The sequence below is a fragment of the Amycolatopsis sp. cmx-4-83 genome (genome assembly GCF_046548815.1).
In the GTDB taxonomy this organism is placed as follows: Bacteria; Actinomycetota; Actinomycetes; order Mycobacteriales; family Pseudonocardiaceae; genus Amycolatopsis; species Amycolatopsis pretoriensis_A.
In genome coordinates, this window is sequence record NZ_JAEBEF010000005.1 from 149,178 (window position 1) to 169,112 (window position 19,935).

General features: G+C 71.7%; 20 protein-coding genes. 4 read left to right on the forward strand and 16 right to left on the reverse strand.

Annotated elements, in window-relative coordinates; all coding sequences use genetic code 11:
- Positions 1–219: 219 nt before the first annotated feature.
- Complete coding sequence (locus ACLJQM_RS16420; RefSeq protein ID WP_360765844.1) at positions 220–1,575, forward strand: helix-turn-helix domain-containing protein; 1,356 nt, start codon at positions 220–222, stop codon at positions 1,573–1,575.
- Positions 1,576–1,592: 17 nt separating this feature from the next.
- Entirely contained in the window at positions 1,593–2,789 is a 1,197-nt protein-coding gene (locus tag ACLJQM_RS16425) for a helix-turn-helix domain-containing protein (protein WP_410631917.1), read from the forward strand.
- Between the two features lie 94 nt (positions 2,790–2,883).
- Here the strand turns inward: ACLJQM_RS16425 and ACLJQM_RS16430 are convergent, their stop codons facing one another.
- Complete coding sequence (locus ACLJQM_RS16430) at positions 2,884–3,906, reverse strand: aldo/keto reductase (RefSeq protein ID WP_410631918.1); 1,023 nt, start codon at positions 3,904–3,906, stop codon at positions 2,884–2,886.
- Positions 3,907–4,024: 118 nt separating this feature from the next.
- Here ACLJQM_RS16430 and ACLJQM_RS16435 point away from each other — a divergent pair, with 118 nt between their 5' ends.
- Positions 4,025–4,600 (forward strand): TetR/AcrR family transcriptional regulator, encoded by a 576-nt coding sequence (locus ACLJQM_RS16435; protein ID WP_360765836.1) that lies wholly within the window; start codon positions 4,025–4,027, stop codon positions 4,598–4,600.
- 28 nt (positions 4,601–4,628) lie between these two features.
- Here the strand turns inward: ACLJQM_RS16435 and ACLJQM_RS16440 are convergent, their stop codons facing one another.
- On the reverse strand, positions 4,629–5,312 hold the full coding sequence (locus ACLJQM_RS16440; RefSeq protein ID WP_410631919.1) for a methyltransferase domain-containing protein: 684 nt from the start codon (positions 5,310–5,312) through the stop codon (positions 4,629–4,631).
- On the opposite strand from ACLJQM_RS16440, the gene ACLJQM_RS16445 reads away from it, so the two are divergent.
- Positions 5,311–5,724: a MerR family transcriptional regulator gene (locus ACLJQM_RS16445; RefSeq protein WP_410631920.1), complete on the forward strand. Its 414-nt coding sequence runs from the start codon at positions 5,311–5,313 to the stop codon at positions 5,722–5,724. The two genes, ACLJQM_RS16440 and ACLJQM_RS16445, sit on opposite strands and share 2 nt — an antisense overlap.
- Here ACLJQM_RS16445 and ACLJQM_RS16450 read toward each other — a convergent pair.
- The 14 genes from ACLJQM_RS16450 to ACLJQM_RS16515 form a co-directional block, all read right to left on the reverse strand.
- Complete coding sequence (locus ACLJQM_RS16450) at positions 5,713–6,924, reverse strand: KR domain-containing protein (RefSeq protein WP_360765829.1); 1,212 nt, start codon at positions 6,922–6,924, stop codon at positions 5,713–5,715. The genes ACLJQM_RS16445 and ACLJQM_RS16450 overlap by 12 nt on opposite strands.
- A complete protein-coding gene (locus ACLJQM_RS16455) occupies positions 6,921–8,264 on the reverse strand; it encodes an AMP-binding protein (protein WP_410631921.1) in 1,344 nt (447 codons plus the stop codon). The genes ACLJQM_RS16450 and ACLJQM_RS16455 overlap by 4 nt, the downstream gene beginning before the upstream one ends.
- 17 nt (positions 8,265–8,281) lie before the next feature.
- On the reverse strand, positions 8,282–8,875 hold the full coding sequence (locus tag ACLJQM_RS16460; RefSeq protein WP_360765823.1) for a hypothetical protein: 594 nt from the start codon (positions 8,873–8,875) through the stop codon (positions 8,282–8,284).
- Complete coding sequence (locus ACLJQM_RS16465; protein ID WP_410631922.1) at positions 8,872–9,378, reverse strand: hypothetical protein; 507 nt, start codon at positions 9,376–9,378, stop codon at positions 8,872–8,874. The genes ACLJQM_RS16460 and ACLJQM_RS16465 overlap by 4 nt, the downstream gene beginning before the upstream one ends.
- Positions 9,375–10,481 (reverse strand): MlaD family protein, encoded by a 1,107-nt coding sequence (locus ACLJQM_RS16470; protein ID WP_410631923.1) that lies wholly within the window; start codon positions 10,479–10,481, stop codon positions 9,375–9,377. Before ACLJQM_RS16470 ends, ACLJQM_RS16465 begins: the two co-directional genes overlap by 4 nt.
- Positions 10,481–11,452, reverse strand: coding sequence for an MCE family protein (locus ACLJQM_RS16475; RefSeq protein WP_410631924.1), 972 nt, complete (start codon positions 11,450–11,452; stop codon positions 10,481–10,483). The genes ACLJQM_RS16470 and ACLJQM_RS16475 overlap by 1 nt, the downstream gene beginning before the upstream one ends.
- Positions 11,449–12,447: an MCE family protein gene (locus ACLJQM_RS16480; protein ID WP_410631925.1), complete on the reverse strand. Its 999-nt coding sequence runs from the start codon at positions 12,445–12,447 to the stop codon at positions 11,449–11,451. The genes ACLJQM_RS16475 and ACLJQM_RS16480 overlap by 4 nt, the downstream gene beginning before the upstream one ends.
- A complete protein-coding gene (locus tag ACLJQM_RS16485) occupies positions 12,447–13,457 on the reverse strand; it encodes an MCE family protein (protein WP_360765812.1) in 1,011 nt (336 codons plus the stop codon). The genes ACLJQM_RS16480 and ACLJQM_RS16485 overlap by 1 nt, the downstream gene beginning before the upstream one ends.
- Entirely contained in the window at positions 13,454–14,470 is a 1,017-nt protein-coding gene (locus ACLJQM_RS16490) for an MlaD family protein (protein WP_360765810.1), read from the reverse strand. The genes ACLJQM_RS16485 and ACLJQM_RS16490 overlap by 4 nt, the downstream gene beginning before the upstream one ends.
- Positions 14,467–15,672 (reverse strand): MCE family protein, encoded by a 1,206-nt coding sequence (locus tag ACLJQM_RS16495; protein ID WP_410631926.1) that lies wholly within the window; start codon positions 15,670–15,672, stop codon positions 14,467–14,469. The genes ACLJQM_RS16490 and ACLJQM_RS16495 overlap by 4 nt, the downstream gene beginning before the upstream one ends.
- The gene (locus tag ACLJQM_RS16500; RefSeq protein WP_225958070.1) at positions 15,669–16,430 is read right to left on the reverse strand and encodes an MlaE family ABC transporter permease; all 762 of its coding nucleotides are present in this window, start codon (positions 16,428–16,430) and stop codon (positions 15,669–15,671) included. The genes ACLJQM_RS16495 and ACLJQM_RS16500 overlap by 4 nt, the downstream gene beginning before the upstream one ends.
- A gap of 54 nt (positions 16,431–16,484) precedes the next feature.
- Positions 16,485–17,279, reverse strand: a complete 795-nt coding sequence (locus tag ACLJQM_RS16505) for an MlaE family ABC transporter permease (RefSeq protein WP_247019412.1) — start codon at positions 17,277–17,279, stop codon at positions 16,485–16,487.
- Complete coding sequence (locus tag ACLJQM_RS16510; protein WP_360765805.1) at positions 17,276–18,013, reverse strand: hypothetical protein; 738 nt, start codon at positions 18,011–18,013, stop codon at positions 17,276–17,278. The genes ACLJQM_RS16505 and ACLJQM_RS16510 overlap by 4 nt, the downstream gene beginning before the upstream one ends.
- Before the next feature lie 111 nt (positions 18,014–18,124).
- A complete protein-coding gene (locus ACLJQM_RS16515) occupies positions 18,125–19,705 on the reverse strand; it encodes a DUF6801 domain-containing protein (protein ID WP_410631927.1) in 1,581 nt (526 codons plus the stop codon).
- Between the last annotated feature and the right edge of the window lie 230 nt (positions 19,706–19,935).

Consider the following 19,935-nt stretch of genomic DNA (forward strand, 5'->3'; position numbering starts at 1 on the left):
CGAAAAAGTTGTCACCCGCGCACCATCGGCCCGCGGCGGAAGTGTCACCTCCCCTCGCGCCGTTCCACCCGTTCGGGTGTAGTCCGGACGGGTTACCCCGAAGTCAGCGGAGAACCCGTTGACAGTGCCGTTCGCGCGAAATTATGTTGCCTGAGCCACAAAATCTGGATCGGCTTCGACGACGAAGAGGCTGATTTTGTTGCCAGCAAGGATAAAAACATGACCGACGTGGACACCGGGTTCGCCGGCCCCGCACTGCGGGTCAACCGGCCTCATCCCGGCGAGCGCTCTTCCGGACCGGCTCACCGGCAGCAGTCCGTGTCGGCCGACCGGCCCCGGCACGCCTACCCACCCGCCCCTCGAACCCCGGCGGACCCCCAGCACGGGCGCGTTTCCGGCGCCATCGGGCTGTGGGCTTCGCTGCCCCGCGAACTGGCCGTGCGGTTCAAGCCGCGGGTCGACCCGCTCGCCCGCGCCATCCTGCAGGAGGTCCAGCGGGCGGTGCCCGAGTACCGCCAGCCCCTCGAAGGCGCGTTCGGGCACATCATCACCCAGGGTGTGCGGCAGTCGATCATCCAGTGCCTCGACAGTGTCGGCACCCCCGGTGCCGTCCCGCTCGAGACGTGGACGACCGTGTTCCGCAACCTCGGCAAGATCGAGTTCAACGAAGGCCGCAGCCTCGACTGCCTGCAGACCGCGTACCGGGTCGGCGGGCGGGTCGCGTGGCGGCACATCTCGGAGTTCGGGCAGGCCGCCGGCCTCGCCGCGGACACGCTGTGCACCAGCGCCGAGGCCATCTTCGCCTACGTCGACGAGATCTCCGCGCTGTCGATCGAGGGCTACACGGCGGCCCAGACGCGGGCCGCCGGCACCCGGGCGCGCCGCCGGAGACGGCTGCTCGACCTGCTGCTCGCCGATCCGCCGTCCGCACCGCAGACCATCTCCGCGCAGGCCGCCACCGCGCAGTGGCCGCTGCCGGCCGAGGTCACGGTCGTCGCCCTGGAACCCCGCGCCGACCAGCACAGCCTCACCGCGCCGGACCTGCACTCCGACGTCCTCGTCGACCTCGAGGGCAGCGAACCGTGCCTGGTCACCGGCGACCCGGCCAAGCACCTGACCAACCTGTCCGAGCGGCTGCGCGGCTGGCGCGCGGTGGTCGGCCCGACCGTGCGGCTCACCGACGCACCGCGGTCGCTGCTCTGGGCGCGCCGGACGTTGAAGCTCGTCCAGCGCGGCGTGCTGCCGGACGCACCGGTGACGCGCTGCACCGACCACCTGTCCACGCTGTGGCTGCTCGCCGACGAGTTCCTGGTCCGCGAGCTGTGTTCGCGCAGCCTGGAGCCGTTCAAGGACCTCACCCCGAAGCAGCGGGCGCGCCTCGGCGAAACGCTGCTGATCTGGCTGCAGTCCCGCGGCAGCGCGCCCGAGATCGCGAAACGGCTCAAGGTGCACCCGCAGACCGTGCGGTACCGCATGCACCAGCTGATCGACCTGTTCGGCGACCGGCTGAACAACGCCGACGACCGGCTCGACATGGAGATCGCCCTGCGCGCGGAGGCTCTCCTCGGTTCCTGACCACGATGAGGTGGGCGATGACGGGACCCCCCGTCGAAACGACGTACGGGCCGATGCTCGGCGGCGACGGGCGGCCGGGCCAGCTGTGGGCCCTGCTCCCCCGGGAGCTGGCCGCGGTGTTCCGGCCGCGGCTGCTGGACGTCGCCGACGAGGTGCTGCGCGAGATCCAGCGGACCATCCCGGATTACGCGCGGCCGCTCGACGGCGCGTTCGGCAAGGCGCTGCGGGCCGGCGTGCAGGCGGCGATCCTGCAGTTCATCGACCGGATCGCCGCGTCCGGCCCGGCGCCCGACGACCGGCGGAAGCTGTTCGTCGGGCTCGGCGTGCACGAGCTCGCGCAGGGCCGCAACCTCGACGTCCTGCAGGCGGCCTACCGGGTCGGCGCGCGGGTGACCTGGCGCCGGATGGCGGAGGTCGGCACGCGCGCCGGCGTGCCGTCGGCGACGCTGTGCCTGCTGGCCGAGGCGATCTTCGCCTACATCGACGAGCTGTCGGCGTTGTCGATCGAAGGCCACGCGGCGGCGCAGGCCCGTGCCGCGGGAGCACTGGAACGGCGCCGTCGCCGGCTGCTGGATTTGCTGCTGGCGGACCCGCCGTCGCCGTCCCGGACGGTCCAGGAAGCCTCGACGGCGGCGGAGTGGCCGCTGCCGCACCGGCTGGTCGCGGTGGCGCTCGACGAGGCCGCCGACGTCAGCGGCCTGGACGCGCTGGAGGACTTCGAAGACGGGACACCGCGGCTGCTGCTGGCCGCCCCCGAAGACCGCGACGCGCTGACGGCCGCGCTGGCCGGGCACCGCGCGGCGGTCGGGCCGCCGGTGCCGCCCCGCCAGGCGGGCCGGTCACTGGCGACGGCGCAGGAGGCCTTGCGCCTGGTGGCCGCGGACGCTCTCCCGGACGAGCCGCTGACCTGGTGCGAAGACCACCTCGCGACGCTGTGGCTGCGCAAGGAACCGTTCCTCGCCACGGAGGTCTGCCGCCGCCGGCTCGCCCCGCTGACGGCGTTGACGCCGAAGCAGTACAACCGCTTGGCGGGCACGCTGCTCGCGTGGCTGGAGACGTGCGGCAACGTCCGGGAGGTGGCCGACCGGCTGGCGATCCACCCGCAGACGGTCCGGGCCCGGGCGCAGGAGCTGGAAACCCTGTTCGCGGACCACCTCCGCAACCCGGACGACCGCTTCGAGATGATCCTCGCCCTGCGCGCGACCTTGACGTAGCCGGGTAACCGGCCCGGCCGACCGCCGCCTGCGCGGACACGCCGTCGAGGGCGTCGCATCCGTACCGCCTCACGCATCCTGGCCCGTCCCCGGCTCAGGCCGCGGCGCGTTCGGCGAGCGGACGGCGGCGCAGGCCCGGGTCGTGCACGGCCGGCGGCTGGTAGTTCTGGTCGAGCGCGCCCACGTTCGTGCCGGGCGGCACGATCTCGTCGATGCGGTCGAGGACGTCGTCGGTGAGCCGGACGTCGACGCCGGCCAGCAGGTCGTCGAGCTGGGGCATGGTCCGCGGGCCGAGCAGCGCGCTGGTGACGCCGGGGTGGGCGATGACGAAGGCCATCGCGAGGTGGGTCATCGGCAGGCCCGCTTCGGCGGCCAGCGGAACGAGCTGCTCGACGACGTCGAGCCGGCGCTCGTCGCTGAGGTGCTTGAGCAGGTGGGCCCGGCGCAGGTCGTTCCGCTCGCCCTTGCGGACGCGCCCGGTGAGCAGTCCCTGGCCGAGCGGGCCCCAGATCAGCGTGCCCATGCCGAAGCGCTGGGCCAGCGGCAGCACTTCGCGTTCGACGCCGCGGTTGAGGAGGGAGTAGGCCGCCTGCTCGGCGCGGAACCGCGCCAGGCCGCGCCGTTCGGCGACCCACTGGGCCTCGACGATGTCGCACGCGAGGCTCTGGGACGTGCCGATCGCGCGGACCTTGCCGGCGCGGAGCAGGTCGGTCAGCGCGGAAAGCGTTTCCTCGACGTCCGTCGCGGGATCGGTGCGGTGCAGCTGGTAGAGGTCGATGTGGTCGACCTGCAGGCGCCGCAACGAGTTCTCGACGGCGGTGACGATCCAGCGCCGGGAGGCGCCTTGGTGGTGCGGGTCGTCGCCGACCTGGCGGCCGAACTTGGTGGCGAGCACGACGTCGTCGCGGCGGCCCCGCAACGCTTTGCCGACGACCTCTTCGGAGTCGCCGTAGGCGTCGGCGGTGTCGATGAAGTTGAGGCCCGCGTCCAGTGCCTTGTGGATCATGCGGGCGGAGTCGTCCGGGTCGGGGTTGCCGAAGGACGTCGCGAACATCATCGCGCCGAGCGCGTACGGGCTGACCTTGATCCCGGTCCGGCCGAGGGTGCGGTAGTGCATGGGGGTCTCTTCCCGTCGGGGTGCCGGCCGGCGCGGATGCCGTACGCTGGCCGTAAGTGGAAAGCTATTCCGGAACTATACGGAAAAGCTTTCCGGTTATGCAACCGAGAGGGGCGAAGTGACCCAGGAGACCCGACGCCGGCGTGCCGACGCCCAGCGCAACGTCGAGGCCTTGATCGAGGCGGCGCGGACGGTCTTCGCCACCTCCGGCGTGGACGCGCCGGCCAAGGAGATCACCGACCTCGCCGGAGTCGGCGTCGGCACGCTGTACCGGCACTTCCCGCAGCGCTCGGACCTGGTCAAGGCCGTCGTGCGGACCGGGATCGACGCCGTCGCCGACGCCGGCCCCCAGCTGAGCGCCGCCCACCCGCCGGAGCGGGCGCTTTCGCTCTGGATCGACCGGTTCGTCGAGCTCCTCGGGACCAAGCGCGGGCTCGCCTCGGCTCTGCACTCGGGCGATCCGGCGTTCGAGGGGCTGCCCGGCTACTTCATGGAGCGGCTGGGGCCCACGCTCACGGCTCTGCTCGACGCGGCGGCCGCCGACGGTGCGATCCGCGGCGACCTCGGCGCCGAGGACCTCCTGCACGCGATCGCGTTGTTGTGCCAGCCCGCACCCGGGCGCGAGCCGGGGCACGGCAGGCGCATGGTCGCCGTCCTCGTCGACGGCCTCCGCTACGGCGCCGCCGAAGCGTGAGCCCTCCACCGCGCATCGCCCGGCCGGCTCAGCGGACGCCGGCCGCCACCACGAACGGGAGCGCCACGAACAGGCGGTCGTCGCGGGCTCTCGCCGTCTGCTCTTCGAGCCAGTCGCCTTCGCCCGCGAGGTCGGCGAGCATCGGCAGGCACGCGGCGTCGGTCCAGACCGCCGTGCGCACCTCCACCGTCACGCCGGTGAACCCGTTGTCCAGCAACAAGTTTCGGTAGCGCCGCGCCACCCTCGGGTGCGGCAGCCGGTCCGCCCGGGCGTGGACGAGCGCGCGGGTGCGGCCGGGGTCGTCGGAGTCGATCAGGATGGCGTCCCAGTCCTGCCCGGTGAGCACCGCGCGCCCGCCCGGCGCGAGCACCCGGCAGGCCTCGGTGACCGCCGCCCCGGGATCGGGGAGCGCGTGCAGCACCTTGTCGGCGCGGTAGCCGGTGACCGCGCCGTCGCCGAGGGGCAACGCGGTCGCGTCGGCGACGTGGAATTCGCCCGCCGGCCAGCGCTCGGCGGCGGCCTCGACCATGGCGGCGTTCAGGTCGACGCCGATGGCGCGGACGCCGCGGGCGGCCAGCTCGCCGACCGCGCGCCCGCCGCCGCAGCCGACGTCGACCACCGTGCCCGTCAGGCCGCGGTAGGTGAGTTCGCGCAGGTCGCGGGCGGCGGGCCGGTCGTCGAAGGAATCCAGGAGAGCGAGCAACGTGGACATGGCCGCCATCTTGGGACTTAATGTCGGCATGAAGTCAATAGGCGAGGTGGCGGCCCGGTTCGGGGTGCCGTCCCACGTGCTGCGTCACTGGGAGGCCGAAGGGCTGCTGGCCCCCGCACGCGCCGGGAACCGCCGTCGCTACAGCGATGCCGACCAGCACCGGGTCGCGGCGATCCTGGTCTCGAAGGAGGCGGGCCTCGGGCTCGCCGACATCCGGGCGGTGCTGGCCGCCCCGACCGCGTCGGCGCGCGAGGAACTGCTGGCCGGGCACCGGCGGCGGCTGGAAGCCCGGCTCGCCCGGACGCAGGCCGCGCTCGACCTGCTCGGCGGTGGCCCCTGCCCGCACGACGACATCATGACCTGCCCGCACTTCCGCGGCCTGCTGGCCGGACGGCTGCCGTCAGACGCCTGACGCGTCCTCCCCGAACAGGTCGGTCCGGTGCACGAATTCCTCGAGCACGGAAGAAAAGTACGGCCGCCAGACCGCCGGCGAGAGCTGCCCGGTGCCGACCCGGGTGATCGCCGCGGGCAGCCCGCGGGAGCGCCGCCAGGCCGCGAACGCGTCCAGCCACGCGTCCGCCGTCGCGTCCCCGACCCGGCCCGGCGAACCGAACAGCGCCGTCGCCGGCGAGCACAGCAGCCACCAGACCGGCGGGATTTCCGCGATCGCCTCGTGCAGCCGGCGCGCACCGAGCACCCTGGCCCGCCACACGGTCTCGGCGTCCTCGGCGAACACCCCGGCCGCGTGCACGATCCCCCGCAACGCCACGCCACCCGCCGTCGCTTCGGCGATCAAGCGGTCCGCGACGCCGGAGTCGGCGAGGTCACCGGCGACGACCACGACGTCGACGCCAGGGAGGTCGGCCACCCCGCCGCGCCGTCCGGAAAGGACGATCCGGGTGGCTCCGTGGTCCGCCAGCCACCGCGCGGTGGCCAGTCCGAGCGCGCCGAACCCGCCGGTCACCACGTACGCCCCCGGCCCGGCCGGCACTTCGGGCGCGACCGGGACCCGCGTCAGCCGTGCCGCGTACCGGACGTCGTGGCGCCAGCGCACTTCGTCTTCCGGCGCGTCCGCGCGCAGTTCCCGTGCGATCGCGTCCACAGTGGACCGGACGTCGAAGTCGGCGATGCTGGCCCGCAGGTCCGGGCGTTCGCAGGCGAGCACCCGGATCAGCCCACGCAGGAACACCAGCCCCGGCTCGCCCCGCGCCTGCGTCACCAGGTGGAAGCGGACGCCGCGGTCGAGCCGCGCGACCACCGACGAGACCGCCTGCAGGAGTTCGCGCGCGTCCTCGGGGTCGTGGTAGGCGTGCGGGGCCCCGGTGAGGAACACGACGCCGCGCACCCGGCGGCCGGCCAGGAACCCGGGCAGCTCGCCGAAGTCGTCCTGGGGCAGGGAAAGGGCCTCGTCCCCGGTCTCGGCCAGCGACAGCGCGAGCGCGACGGCCCGGGCCAGCGCGGCCGGGTGCTCGTCGGTGAGCAGCAGCCACGACCCCGGCGGCAGCGGCGGCGCCGGCGGCAACGGGGCTTCGGGCCAGGTCACCTCGAACGCCCGGGTGGCGAACGGGACGCCCGGCGACAACGCGCGTTCGTCCTCCACCGGCCCGGTCACCGGAGGCCGTCCGGTGTGGACAGACCGGCCAGGTAGCTTTCCCGGCACTCGGCCCGGTTCCCCGGCAGCGCGCCCGCGCTCAGCACGACGACCCGGCGCGGCGTGAGCCCGTGCCGCTCCGCCAACGCACCGCGCACGGCCCGCTCGACCACGCCGCGCGGCGGGACGATTCCCGAGGCCAGCTCGACGACCAGCACGACTTGCGCACCGGGGACGGCGAACGCGGCCGCGTCCCGGATCGCCGGATGGGCTTCCCCGGCGGTCGCTTCGAGGTCGCGCGGGTGGTGCCCGGCGGCAAAGTCTTCGTCCAGGATGGACAGCTCGCCCGCCTCGTCGAGCACGCCGAGGTCACCGGTCCGCAGCCACCACCGGGGTTCGTCGTCCCCGGCGAGGATGGCGCAGAAGACGCGGGACGATTCTTCGGGCCGGTTCCAGTAGCCGCGGGCGACGTTCGGCCCGCTCACCCAGATCTCGCCGGCCTCGCCCGCGGGCAGCCGCCGTCCGCCGGGATCGACGATCGCGACGCGCTGGCCCGCCGGGTGCCCGCACGCGACCAGCGCGGTCGCTTCGGGCACGCGGTAGCAGACCCGCAGCTGCCCGACCGCCTCGCGCAGCCGGTCCAGCTCGGGGTCGGTGGTGCTCGCCAACGTCGTCACGGGCCCGAGCGCCTCGAGCGGTTCCAGCCGCTCGACGAGCACCGCGGGCCGGCCGGTGGTGAGCGGCACGGCCACGCCGAGCAGCAGGCCCAGGGGATCGCTGAGCGGCGACCGGCTCACCAGCGTCCCCGGCCCCAGCACCGGCGCCGCCTGCCGGGCGTTGGCGACGACGTTCGCGTGCGTGACCATCACCCCGCCCGGGTACTGCAGGTAGGCCACGTCTTCGGCGGGCACCGGGTCCTCGGTGAAGCCCGGTGCCGCGGGCACGGCGTCCACAGCGAGCACGCGGTGGCCACACGTGTCCAAAGTGGATAGAAAGCGCCGGGTCGCCGCGACCGTCGCCGAAGTCGCCAGCACGATCGCCGGTTCCGCGTCCGCGAAGACGCGGGCGCGGTCCGGGCCGGCGGGGATCGCGACCAGCCCGGCGCGGAGCACGCCGAGGAACGCGACGACCTGCTCGACCGGGTGCGCGACGAGGATCGCCACGCGCTGCCCGGGTTCGGTGACCTGGCGCAGGGCCGCGGCGACGGCGGTGACCCGGCCGTCCAGCTCGGCCCAGGTCACCGTCGTCCCCTCGGGCCCGAGGAAGGTAAGCGCTCTCTCAGTGCCCGAGGCCGCCGCGCGGGCGGTCAGGAGCGTCGAAAGCGTCGTGGCCCCGGCGGCCCGTTCAGAACTCGTGAGCATCGGTCCCTCGTGCATTCTCAGGCGGCGGACATCCCGGTGACGCGCCACTTCCCGCCGGCGCGCTCGGCCGTGACGCTCAGCTGCGCGGCCCCGGTGCTGCGCTGCCCGTCGCCCCGCGTCCCGGTCTGGTCGAGGAACACCAGCAGCGCCGCGCGGTCGCCGTCCAGCAGCTTCACGCCGGCCGCGACGGCGGTCGAGGTGACCACCAGCTTCTGGTCCGCGGCGAGCTTGCGCACCTGGCCGAAGAGCTGGTCGTACTGGGCCAGCGCGGGACCGGTGAGGACGTCCTTCGCCGCCTGCTCGCTCTTGGCCGGGTCGTCGAAGCGGTAGGAGAAGACCGTGCCGAGCGCGGCGCTGATCTGCTTCGCCGCGTCCGCGGTGCCCGAAACGTCGGCGAGCGCGCTGTTGTGCGCGACGACAGCGTTCGTCTGCCGCGCCTCGATCGCGCACCAGCCGGCGACCCCGGCCATCAGCACGGCGACCACCGCGAACACCAGCCACGAACGGCGGTGCGGGGCGGCGGGCGGGTCCGGTTCGGTGCCCGGTTCCGGTTCCGGGTCGTGGTGGCGCCCGGCCACCTTGACGGCTCGCTTCTTCGTCGGAACGGTCACGGTGCCTCCCCGGCCGGGACCTGGCCGAGCCCGGTGACGTGCCAGCCGTCCGGCCCGCGCGTCAGGTCGGCCTGGAACCGGTTGCGCTTGGTCACGGCGTCACCGCCGTCCGGTGCGACGACCAGTTCGACCGACGCGATCAGCTTCGCCGTCCCCGCACCGGTGTCCACTTCGGTCACCGCGGCGTCGGTGACCTTGCCGGTGGTGACCGTCTTCGCCTGGGCGATCCGGTCGAGGCTGCCCTGCCGGTCGGCCGCCAGCTCGTCGTGCAGGGCGCCGCCGGAGAGGTCCAGCCAGCGCTGGTAACCCGGCGCCGCCCGGTGGTAGTCCAAAGTGGTCAGTCCGGCGACGGCCGTCCGGCCCGCCTGCAAGGCGTCTTCCCGGACGACCGCGCGCGCGACGCCGTCGTCGTGCGCCGCCTGCCACCAGGTGAACCCGGACCACCCGGCCGCCGCGGTCGCCACGACCGCGGCCGCCGGGGCCAGCCACGTCAGGATCTTCACGGCCGTCCTCCCGGTGCGTTCTGCGAACCCCGCACGTTCGTCGGATTGCCCCTCGGCAGCGCGCAGCGCGCGGCCGTGTTCAACGGGCGGGTCGAGGTGTCCAGGCCGTCGCGGTACGGCGTCGTGTACCCGGTCGTGCACGGCGGCGGGTCGAAGAAGGTCAGCGACAGCCCGAAGTGGGCGCCGTCCGGCCGGATCACCGCGCTGCCCGCCGCGACCGCCTGCGGTGCGGTGATCAGCAGCTGCCGCAGCCCGTCCCGCCGGTTCTCCAGGACGTCCGCGGTGGTCAGCAGGTTCGCCAGCAGCACGCCCAGCTGCGGCCCGGAGTCGCGGATCAGGGCGCCGACCTCGTTCGCCGCGGCCGGCACCGCCGGGATGAGCGTGCGCAGGTCGCCGTCGGCCCGCTTCAACGTCGAGGCCAGCAGCTTCGCGTTGGCACCGAACTCGCGGATCGCGCCGGCCTGCTGCACCTGGGTGTCGAGCACGACGTGCGCGTCGGTGACGAACCGGGTCAGCGGCGCCACGTGCGCGCTCGCCGCCTGCACGAACTCGATGCCGCGCCCGACCAGCTGGTCCAGCGCCGGACCGGCGTCGGTGGTCGCGTTGTACAGCTCGTCGACGACCGTGCGCAGCGCGGGCTTGGGCACCGAATTGGCGAACGTGTCCACCGTCGACAAGACGACGTCGACCGGCAGCGGGATCTTCGTGTCGGCCTGTGTGATCACCGACCCGTCCCCCAGCTTCGGCCCGCCGGCACTGCGTGGCCGCAGGTCGACGTACTGCTCGCCGACCGCCGAGCGGTCCGCGACGACGGCCTCGGTGTCGGCCGGGACCGGCGCGGTGCCCGAGTCGATCTCCAGGTCGGCTTCCATCCCGGCCGGGGTCAGGCGCAGCTCGCCGACCCGGCCGATCGGGACCCCGCGGTAGGTGACCTCGGCGCCTGCGAAGATGCCGCCGCCGGTCGGGAACTGCGCTTTCACGGTGTAGCCGCGGTCGAAGAACACCTTGTCCAGACCGGCGTAGGTGGCTCCGACGTAGGCCACGCCGAGCACGGCGATGACCACGAAGATCGTCACCTGCAGGCGCACGAACCGGGTCAGCATCAGTGACCCACCTTGAGGAAGCCGTTGAGGTAGTCGCCGCGGATGGTGTCGAGCGCCGCGTCCGGGAACGGGAAGGTGAAGATCATCTCCATCGCCTTCGGCAGCTTGTCGCCGGAGTCGGCCAGCCGCCGCAGCAGCGGTTCGAGGGCCTTGAGGTCGGCGACCAGGTCGTCCTTGCTGCGGTTGACCGTGTCGACGGCGACCGAGGTCAGGCCGTCGAGGGACTTGAGCATCCCGACCAGCGCCTCGCGCTGCTGGTTGAGCACGCCGATGCCGGGGGTGAGGCCGTTCAGCGTGGTGGTGATCTGGTCGGTGTGCGCGTTCAACGTCTGCGCGAGCTTGTTGACGCTCTCGATCGCCCGCGTGATCTCGGTGCGGTGCTCGTCGAGGCCGCGCACGAATTCGTCCAAAGAGGACAGCAGGCTGCGGGCCGCGGTCTCGCGGCCGCCGAGGGCTTCGTTGAGCTGGTGGCTGATGTTCTGGACCTGAGCCACACCACCGCCGTTGAGCAGCAGCGACAACGCCCCGAAGACCTCCTCGATCTCCGGCGTCAGCGTGGACCCCTCCAGCGGGATGGTCGCCCCGTCGAGGAGCCGGCCCGACGGCGTCGCGTCGGGCGGCGCGGCCAGCTCGACGAACTTCTCGCCGAGGATGCTGGCCTGCCGCAGCCGCGCGACGGCGTTGCCCGGCAGGTCGACGTCGCCGTTGAGGAGCAGGTCCACGATCGCGCTGCGCCCGTCCGGCGCCAGCTCCACCTTCACGACCTGCCCGACCGGGACGTCGTTGACCTTGACGCCGGACTGCGGCACCAGGTCGAGCACGTTGGTGAAGCTCGCGGTGACGTGGATCGGGTGGTCGCCGAGCGCGGCGCCGCCGGGCAGCGGGATGTCGTAGACGCTGACGCCGCGCCCGCAGCCGGTGGTGACCAGCGCGAGCGTCACCACGGCGGCGAGCTTGACCAGGGACTTCATTTCCCCTCCGGGAACTCGAGGAGGTTGCCGCGGCCGTCGAGGGTCCCGTTCGCCTTGTCGTAGGCGCCCAGGAGGTTCGTCAGCGCGTTCGGCGCCGCCTGCAGCGCTTCGGCGAGGGAATCCTTCTGGTTGACGAGGATCTTCGTGACGTCGGCGAGTTTGTCCACATCGGTCTGGACCTTGCCGCGGTTGTCCTTGATGAACCCCTGCACGACGCTCAGCGCCTGGGTCAGCTCGGTCAGCGCGCCGGAGAACTGGTCGCGCTGGTCGGCCAGCACCTTGCTCAGCGAAGCGATCTGCGAGATCGCCTGCTTCACCTGACCGTCGTTGGCGGCGAGCATCGCGGTGAACTTGCTGATGTTGTCCACCGAGCCGAACAGGTCGTCCTTCGAATCGCTCGCGGCGCGGGCGAATTCGCCGAGGTTCTTGATCGCCGTGCCGATGGTCTGCCCGTTGCCGCTGAGGTACTCGGCCGACTTGGTCAGCACCTCGCTGACGGCGCCGTCCTTGTTGGCCCCCTGCGGGCCCAGCGCGGACATCAGCTGGTTGAGGCTGTGCAGCAGGTCGTCGACCTCGACCGGGGTCGCGGTGCGCTCCCGCGGGATCGAAGCGCCGTCGGGCAGCTGCGGCCCGCCGCGGTAGACGGGCGTGATCTGCACGTACCGGTCGGCGACCAGGCTCGGCGTGATCACGACAGCTCCCGAGTCCGCGGGCAGCTGGGCATCCGGCTTGAGCGTCATGGTCACCTTGACGTCGGTGCCGTTCGGCTCCACTTTGGACACCGACCCGATGGCGACACCGAGGACGCGCACGTCGGAGTTGGGGTAGATGCCCACGGCGGCGGTGAAGTACGCGGTCAGCGTCCGCTCCCGGGGTGCGGTCGCGATCGGCCACGCCGCCGAGACGACGAGGGCGAGGAGGACACCGACGGTGAGCGCGCGCAGTCGCGTCCGCCGTCGTGCCTGCGCTCCCAGGTCGATCAGCTGGTGCGCCATCAGCGTCCCCCGTTCTTCGGCGGCAGGCAGCTTCCCGGCGTGCTGCCGGTGGGGATCAGGCCGCAGATGTAGGTGTCGATCCACCGGCCGTTGCCGACGGCGTTGCCGAGCAGCCGGTAGAACGGCCCGGCCAGGCGCAGGCTGTCCTCGAGCTTCCCTTGGTTCTGCTGCAGCACTCCTGCGACGCGGTCGAGCTGGTCGAGCGCCGGGCCGAGCGTCTTCTGGTTGTCCGCGACCAGCCCGCGCAGCTGGATCGAGAGGTTCTTGATGCCGCTGAACAGCTGCGCGATCGCGTCCTTGCGCGCGTTCAGCTCGGTCAGCAGCGTGTTGCCGTCGCGGATCAGCGCCTGGATCTGGCCGGTGCGCTCGCCGAGCGTCTTAGACACCTGGTTGGTGTTCTGGAACAGCTTGACCAGCTCATCGTCGCGCGAGGCAAGCGTTTGCGACAAGGCGGCGATGCCGTCGAACGCGGTCCGCACGTCCTGCGGGGCCGACGCGCCGAGCGTGTCGGACAGCGTGCGGAACGCCTGCGCGAGCTGGTCGGTGTCGATCGCGCCGACCGTGCCGGCCAGGTCGTTGAAGACCGTGGTGACGTCGTAGGGCGAGCTCGTGCGCTCGGGCGGGATGGGCTGTGCCGGGTCCAGCTCGCCGTTGCCGACCGGGTCGAGCACGAGGTTCTTCTGGCCCAGCAGCGTCTTGATCTTGATCGCCGCCGTCGTCCGGTTCCCGACCCAGGTGTCCTTGACCCGGAACAGCACCTCGACGTGGTCGCCGGCCAGCCGCACGTCGGTGACCTCGCCGACCTTCACCCCGGCCACCCGGACCTCGTCGTTCGGCTTCAGCCCGGCGGCCTCGTGGAAATCCGCCCGGTACGTGGTGCCGCCGCCGACGAGCGGCAGGTCGTCGGAGAAGAAGGTGGCGCTGCCGAACAGGGCCATCACCAGCGCGGTCACCGCACCGACGGCGATCGGGTTCCGCGAGCGGAACGGCTTGACGCGGGGCGGTTTCACCGGCACCTCCCGGCCGTGACGGGGATGCCGGGCGGCGGGCCGCCGGGCGCCGGTTTCGCGTCGGTCTCCACCGAGCAGAGGTAGAAGTTCGCCCACGAGCCGTAGGAGAACAGCGTGCCGATCCGGTCGAGCTTCTTCGGCAGGTTGTCGACGAACTGCTGGAACACCGGGGTGTTGTCGGCCAGGTTCTTCGACAGGTCCCCGAGCGCGGTGATGCTGTCCTTGAGCGGCTGCCGCCCCTGCTCCAGCAGCCCGGCGGTGGCGGTGGTCAGCTCGCCGAGCCCGCCGATCGCCTGCCCGATCGGCTTCGCGTCCGCGGCGAGGCCGGTGACCAGCTGCGCGGTGGTGTCGACCAGCGCGTCGAACTGGTCGCCCTGGGCGTTCACGGTGTCGAGGACGGTGTTGAGGTTGCCGATCACCTGCCCGATGACGGCGTCTTTCCCGGCCAATGTGGACGTCAGCGACGCCGTGTGCCGCAACAGGCTTTCGATCGTGCTCCCCTCGCCCTGCAGCACCTGGATGATCTCGAACGACAGCTGGTTGACGTCGTTGGGCGAGAGCGCCTGGAAGAGCGGCTTGAAGCCGTTGAACAACGCGGTGAGGTCGAGCGCCGGCGTGGTCCGGTCCAGCGGGATCTCGGCGCCCTCGGCCAGCGTCGGCGAGGTGTCGGTGGCACCGGGGTCGACCGAGAGGTACCGCTGCCCGACCAGGTTGCGGTAGCGGATGGTGACCGCGGCCGACGCGGTCAGGCGGTGCGTGAGGTCGACGGAGAAGTCGACGTCGGCGAGGCGGTGCTCGACGACCCGCACCGCGTCGACCTGGCCGATCCGGACGCCGGCCATGCGGACCTCGTCGCCGGGGTTGACCGACGTCGCGTCGGTGAACCGGGCGGTGTACCCGATCGTCGAGCCGACGCCGGCGTTGGCGATCGTGATGGCCAGCACGCCGGTCGCGACCGCGGTGACGAAGAAGAAGATCAGGCCCTTGATCGCGGGCCCCGCGATGCTCCTCATCGGACGGTCACCTCCGTTCCGCGCAGCGCCGGTCCGATCAGGACGCTGCTCCAGTCCGGCACGGCGCCCAGCGCCGGCTTCAGGAGCTCGGCGACGAGCTGCCGCTCCCCCGGGGAGTTGGCCGGCCCGAGATCGCCGTCGGTCGCGAAGGCGGCACCCGAGGCCGCCGCCCCGCCGCCGTAGCACTTCGGGCCGCCGGTGGCGTCGAAGCGCGGGGTGTCCCGGCCGGGTACGTACTTGTCGCGCGGGTCCTGCACGGTGAGCGTGACGTGCAGCCCCGGCTCGTTCGTGCCCTTGCCCAATGCCTTCTCCATCAGCGGCTTGAGCCGGTTCACCGCGTCGAACAGGCACGGGAACTCGGGCGAGTACTGGGAAAGCAGCTCCAGCGACGGGCGGCTCGCGGCGGAGACACCGATGATGTTGTCCTTGTTCTTCCGCAGGAAGTCGTTCAGGTGCCCGGTGGCGCTGGTGACGCTCGTGTAGAGGTTGTCGAGGTCGGCTCGGGTGTCCACAATGGTCTTCGCGGTGGTCGACAGGTCGGTGAGCGCCTGCAGGATGTCCGGCGCGGCGGTGGTGTAGACGTCCGCCGCGTTCGCCAGGCCGGTGATGTCCGCCTTGAACTGCGGCATCAGCGGGTTCAGCTGGGCCAGCAGGTCCTGCAGCTTCACGATGCTGTCGCCGATCGGCTGACCCCGGTTGTCGAGGGCCTGTGAGATCGCGCCGAGGGAGCTGTTCAGCTTCTGCGGCTGGACTGCGCGCAGCAGCGGCAGCAGGTCGCCGAGAACGCGTTCGAGCTCGATCGCGCTCGACGAGCGGTCCTGCGCGATGACGTCCCCCGCGGCGAGCTTCCCCTGTGGACGATCGGGCAGCACGAGGTTGACGTACCGCTCGCCGAAAACGGTCTTCGGCAGCAGCCGCGCGGAGACGTTGCCGGGCAGCTGGCCGATCTTCGCCGGGTCGAGCGCCAGGTCGATCTCGGCGCCGGTGCGCGTGCTGCGCACCGCCCGGACCTCGCCGAACGGTACGCCCTTGACCTTGACCTCGGCGGTCGGCGCGAGCTGGTTGCCGACCCGATCCGCTTTCAGCGTCACCAGCTCGGCGTCGTCGAAGTCCTTGTCGTAGATGGCGACCGCGAGGTAGCCGAGCAGCACGAGCACGCCGAGGAACGCGACCCCGGCGAGCTGCGTGGCGAAACGGCTCATCCGGACACCTTCACCGTCGTCGTCGCGCCCCAGATGGCCAGGGACAGGAACAGGTCGAGCACGCTGATCAGCACGATCGACGTCCGCACGGCCCGGCCGACCGCGACGCCCACCCCGGCCGGCCCGCCGGAAGCGCGGTAGCCGTAGAAGCAGTGGGTCAGGATCACGCCGACGCTGAAGACGAGCACCTTGCCGAACGACCACAGCACGTCACCGGGCGGCAGGAACAGCGTGAAGTAGTGGTCGTAGGTGCCACCGGACTGGCCGAAGAAGACGACGGTCGTCAGCCGCGAGCCGAGGTAGGAGATCAGCAGCCCGATGACGTACAGCGGGATGATCGCGATGAACCCCGCGACGATCCGGGTGGTGACCAGGTACGGCATGCTCCGCACGGCCATCACCTCGAGCGCGTCGATCTCCTCCGAGATCCGCATGGCGCCCAGCTGCGCGGTGAAGCCACTGCCCACTGTGGACGAAAGCGCGAGCCCGGCGACGAGCGGCGCGATCTCGCGCGTGTTGAAGTACGCCGTCAGGAACCCGGTCATCGCCGAGATGTTGATCTGGTTCAGCGCGCTGAACCCCTGCAGGCCCACGGTGACGCCGGTGAACACGCACAGCCCGACCATCACGCCGATCGTGCCGCCGATCACCGCGAGCGCGCCGCTGCCGAACGTCACTTCCGCCAGCAGCCGCACCACCTCGCGGAAGTAGCGGGTCACCGCGAGCGGGACGGCCGCGATCGCCCGGACGTAGAACATCAGCTGGTCGCCGAGTTCGAACAGCCGGTCGCCGGGTTTGCCGAGGATGGCCACTCAGGTTCCCTTCGCCGGGACGAGCTGCAGGTACAGCGCGGTCAGCACGGTGTTGACGAAGAACAGCAGCAGGAAGGTGATGACGACGGACTGGTTGACGACGTCGCCGACGCCCTTGGGGCCGCCCTTCGGGTTCAGGCCGCGGTAGGACGCGACCACCCCGGCGAGGTAGCCGAAGATCACCGCCTTGACGGAGCTGACGACGAGGTCCGGCAGCTGCGCGAGGGCGTTGAAGCTGGCCAGGTACGCGCCGGGCGTGCCGCCTTGGATGATCACGTTGAAGAAGTAGCCGCCCAGCACGCCGACGACGCTGACCAAGCCGTTGAGCAGCACGGAAACGCCGACGGCGGCCTGCACCCGCGGCACGACCAGCCGGTGGATCGGCGAGACGCCGAGCACCTCCATCGCGGCGATCTCTTCGCGGATGCTGCGTGCGCCGAGGTCGGCGCAGATGGCGCTGCCGCCCGCGCCGGCGATGATCAGCGTCGTCACGATCGGGCTCGCCTGCTGCACGACGGCCAGGACGCTGGCGGCACCGTTGAACTGCTGGGCGCCGATCTGGCTGGTGAGCGACCCGAGCTGCAGCGAGATGACCGCGCCGAACGGGATGGACACCAGGATCGCCGGCATGATGGACACGCTGGCGATGAACCAGAACTGCTCGACGAATTCGCGGACCTGGTACGGGCGGCGGAACATCGCGAGGACGATGTCGAGGCCCATGGCGCACATGCGCCCGAATTCGCGCAGGCCGTTGGCCGCTTTCCGGGGAGCTTCGCTGAGCAGGGTGGTCATGCTTGCTTGCACCCGGCGCTGAAGCAGCGCAACGTGAGGTTCGAAACGAAGGTGTTGCCCGGCCCCGAAACCAAGCCGGTGAGCAGCCGGCTCAGGTCCTCGTGCCCGGTGCACCCGGCGAACGCGGGCGTGCTGAACGTCGAAGTCACCTTCACCGGCGGGGCCGGCAGCGAAATCGGCACCAGGGCCTTGATGGTCACGGACGCGGGCTGCGCCGTCCGGCAGTCCGGGCCGACGTCGAGCGCCTTGCCGTCCACCTTCACGTTCGAGAGCTTGATGAACACCTTCGCGGTCACGTCGGTGTCGGCGCAGATGTTCGTCTGCGTGGCCTTGCAGTCCTTGTCCTTGCCCGTGTGCACGGTGGCCGTGCCGGTGGCGTCGCCGTCCGGGACGATCTCGACCCGGCCGGTGGTGCCCATGAACCGGAACGCGACGAAGTAGCCGTCGGTGGGCGGGATGTTCAACTTGCCGGTGATCGGCACGGTGCTGGTGAGGCCGCCCAGCGCGCCGTCGAAGGTGCCGGGCGGGAACGCGATGTCCGACCCGAGCTTGGCGACGTGGCTCGTGGTCGGCTGCTGCGCGTCCCCGAGGGTGAACCCGAAGGGGATCGGCGCGGCGGCCGCTTGCGCCGGCGCCGGAGTCGCGTCCTCGTTGGGTGCGGCTTCCGCGGCACCCAACGAGAACGCGGCCAGCGCCAGCACGAGCGGCAGCGAGAACCGGGTCAGCGAAGACATTCGGACTTCCTCATCGAAGGCGATCCTTTCCGAAGCTACTGACGATTCTCGTTGCGGGACAAGGGTTGTTCACGTTCTTGTCACGCGGGTCTGCGTTTTCGCGCCACTACTTCACTTCTTGGTGAGGGTCACTTCCAGCTTGTTGCCGGGGCCGGAGGTGAGCCCGCTGATCAGTCCGGTCAGGAACCCGCACCCGGTGAACTGCGGGATGCCGTACGTCGCGGTCAGCTTGCCGCCCTTGAGCGGGTCGAACCCGGGCGCCGAGACGAGCGGCACGTCGGCCGGCTTCACCGTGTGGCACGACTTCGACTGCAGGATCGGGAACCCGAAGACCCGCACCTTGGTCAGCTGGACGTCGATCCGCGCGTTCGCCTTGACCGCACCGCCGGTGAGCGTGCCGTTGATCGCACCGACCTGGTCGAGCTTCACCGTCGCGGACGCCGGGATGAAGCCGAGGACGCGGAAGTCCACGTCCGACTTCGGCAGCGCGAGCTGGGCGCCGAACTTGCCGGACGCGGCGTCGAGCTTCGCGTCCAGGCTGCCCGGGCCGAGCGGCAGCGTGGCGTGCAGCTGCTTGAGGACCGACTTGCCCTTGACCGAGTACTTGACCTCGACGCCGCCCGGCGGCGTGGTCGGCTGGGTCGTCGGCTCGCTGGTGGGCGTCGACGGTTCCGTGGTCGGCGTGGTCGGTTCCGTCGTCGGCGTGGTGGGCTCCGTGGTGGGAGTCGTCGGCTCCGTCGTCGGGGTCGTCGGCTCGGTCGTCGGCGTGGTCGGCTCCGTGGTGGGAGTCGTGGGCTCCGTCGTCGGGGTCGTCGGCTCCGTGGTGGGAGTCGTCGGCTCCGTCGTCGGGGTCGTCGGCTCCGTCGTGGGAGTGGTCGGCTCCGTGGTCGGCGTGGTCGGCTCGGTCGTCGGAGTTGTGGGCTCCGTCGTGGGAGTCGTCGGCTCCGTGGTCGGAGTGGTCGGAGTGGTCGGACTGGTCGGCTCCGTCGTCGGGGTCGTCGGCTCCGTCGTGGGAGTCGTCGGCGTGGTGGGAGTCGTGGGCGTGGTCGGGGTCGTCGGCGTCGTGGTGCCGCCCGCCGGCTTGATCTCGAACGTGCCCAGCTGCTGGTTCTGGCCCGGGACGGCGACGCAGTCCGAGGTGAACGTGCCCAGGTCGGTCGGCTGGCCGTCCGCCGTGCGCGGGGTCATCGTGGTGCTGAAGTTCCCGACCGTCACCGACGCGGTGCCGGGGCTGGGGAACGTCACCGCCGGCGCCTTGCCGCTGCTCTTGACGTGGAACGCGCCCGAGGGCGGCACCGGCGTCGACGCGATGGTCAGCGGCAGGTTCAGGTTCAGCGTTTTGTCGACCGGGTACTTGAGCTGCGCCGCGGCCTTCGCCGAGCCGTCGAGCGAGGTGGCGCCGACCAGGGCGAGGCCCTCGGTGGCGGTCTCCGGCACGGTGACGTCGACGTCGAAGGTGATCGGCGTCGACGAGGCACCCGCGACGGCGTTGTCGGGCAGGTTCGTGTCGATCTTCACCGCCAGCACCTGGTCGCCGATCAGCGGGAACGGGCAGTTGTAGTTCAGCGTCAAGCTCACCGGCGCGGCCTCGGTCGGCCCGGCCCCGACGAGCACGACGGTCGCCGCGACCCCCGCGACGGTAGCGGCGGCCAAGCCGTACGCGGGCTTTCTCGACTTCCACGAAAATCTCACGGGTCGTCACCTCAGGGAATGGGGGAATTTCAGCGAAAACTACCTCCGCGATTCCGGCCGAACAAGCCGCTCCGATTTCTTTGTCACGCGCATGGGAACGCCCCCGCTGGGAAGGGTCATGCAGGTCAGCGCTTGTCACGTGCGGACGGATCGGGGCGGCGGAAATTGTCACGCGCACGGCCGGTGGCCGCGATCTTCTTGCTCGCAGCGCCCGCGTCCCGTTACCTTTT

Excerpts from the sequence above, each read along its gene's own strand:
- ACLJQM_RS16420 (WP_360765844.1), top strand. The coding sequence starts at position 220 with ATGACCGACGTGGACACCGGGTTCGCCGGCCCCGCACTGCGGGTCAAC.
- ACLJQM_RS16425 (WP_410631917.1), top strand. The coding sequence starts at position 1,593 with ATGACGGGACCCCCCGTCGAAACGACGTACGGGCCGATGCTCGGCGGC.
- ACLJQM_RS16430 (WP_410631918.1), bottom strand. The coding sequence starts at position 3,906 with ATGCACTACCGCACCCTCGGCCGGACCGGGATCAAGGTCAGCCCGTAC.
- ACLJQM_RS16445 (WP_410631920.1), top strand. The coding sequence starts at position 5,311 with ATGGCCGCCATCTTGGGACTTAATGTCGGCATGAAGTCAATAGGCGAG.
- ACLJQM_RS16440 (WP_410631919.1), bottom strand. The coding sequence starts at position 5,312 with ATGTCCACGTTGCTCGCTCTCCTGGATTCCTTCGACGACCGGCCCGCC.
- ACLJQM_RS16455 (WP_410631921.1), bottom strand. The coding sequence starts at position 8,264 with ATGCTCACGAGTTCTGAACGGGCCGCCGGGGCCACGACGCTTTCGACG.
- ACLJQM_RS16470 (WP_410631923.1), bottom strand. The coding sequence starts at position 10,481 with ATGCTGACCCGGTTCGTGCGCCTGCAGGTGACGATCTTCGTGGTCATC.
- ACLJQM_RS16475 (WP_410631924.1), bottom strand. The coding sequence starts at position 11,452 with ATGAAGTCCCTGGTCAAGCTCGCCGCCGTGGTGACGCTCGCGCTGGTC.
- ACLJQM_RS16480 (WP_410631925.1), bottom strand. The coding sequence starts at position 12,447 with ATGGCGCACCAGCTGATCGACCTGGGAGCGCAGGCACGACGGCGGACG.
- ACLJQM_RS16490 (WP_360765810.1), bottom strand. The coding sequence starts at position 14,470 with ATGAGGAGCATCGCGGGGCCCGCGATCAAGGGCCTGATCTTCTTCTTC.
- ACLJQM_RS16495 (WP_410631926.1), bottom strand. The coding sequence starts at position 15,672 with ATGAGCCGTTTCGCCACGCAGCTCGCCGGGGTCGCGTTCCTCGGCGTG.
- ACLJQM_RS16500 (WP_225958070.1), bottom strand. The coding sequence starts at position 16,430 with ATGTTCTACGTCCGGGCGATCGCGGCCGTCCCGCTCGCGGTGACCCGC.
- ACLJQM_RS16505 (WP_247019412.1), bottom strand. The coding sequence starts at position 17,279 with ATGACCACCCTGCTCAGCGAAGCTCCCCGGAAAGCGGCCAACGGCCTG.
- ACLJQM_RS16510 (WP_360765805.1), bottom strand. The coding sequence starts at position 18,013 with ATGTCTTCGCTGACCCGGTTCTCGCTGCCGCTCGTGCTGGCGCTGGCC.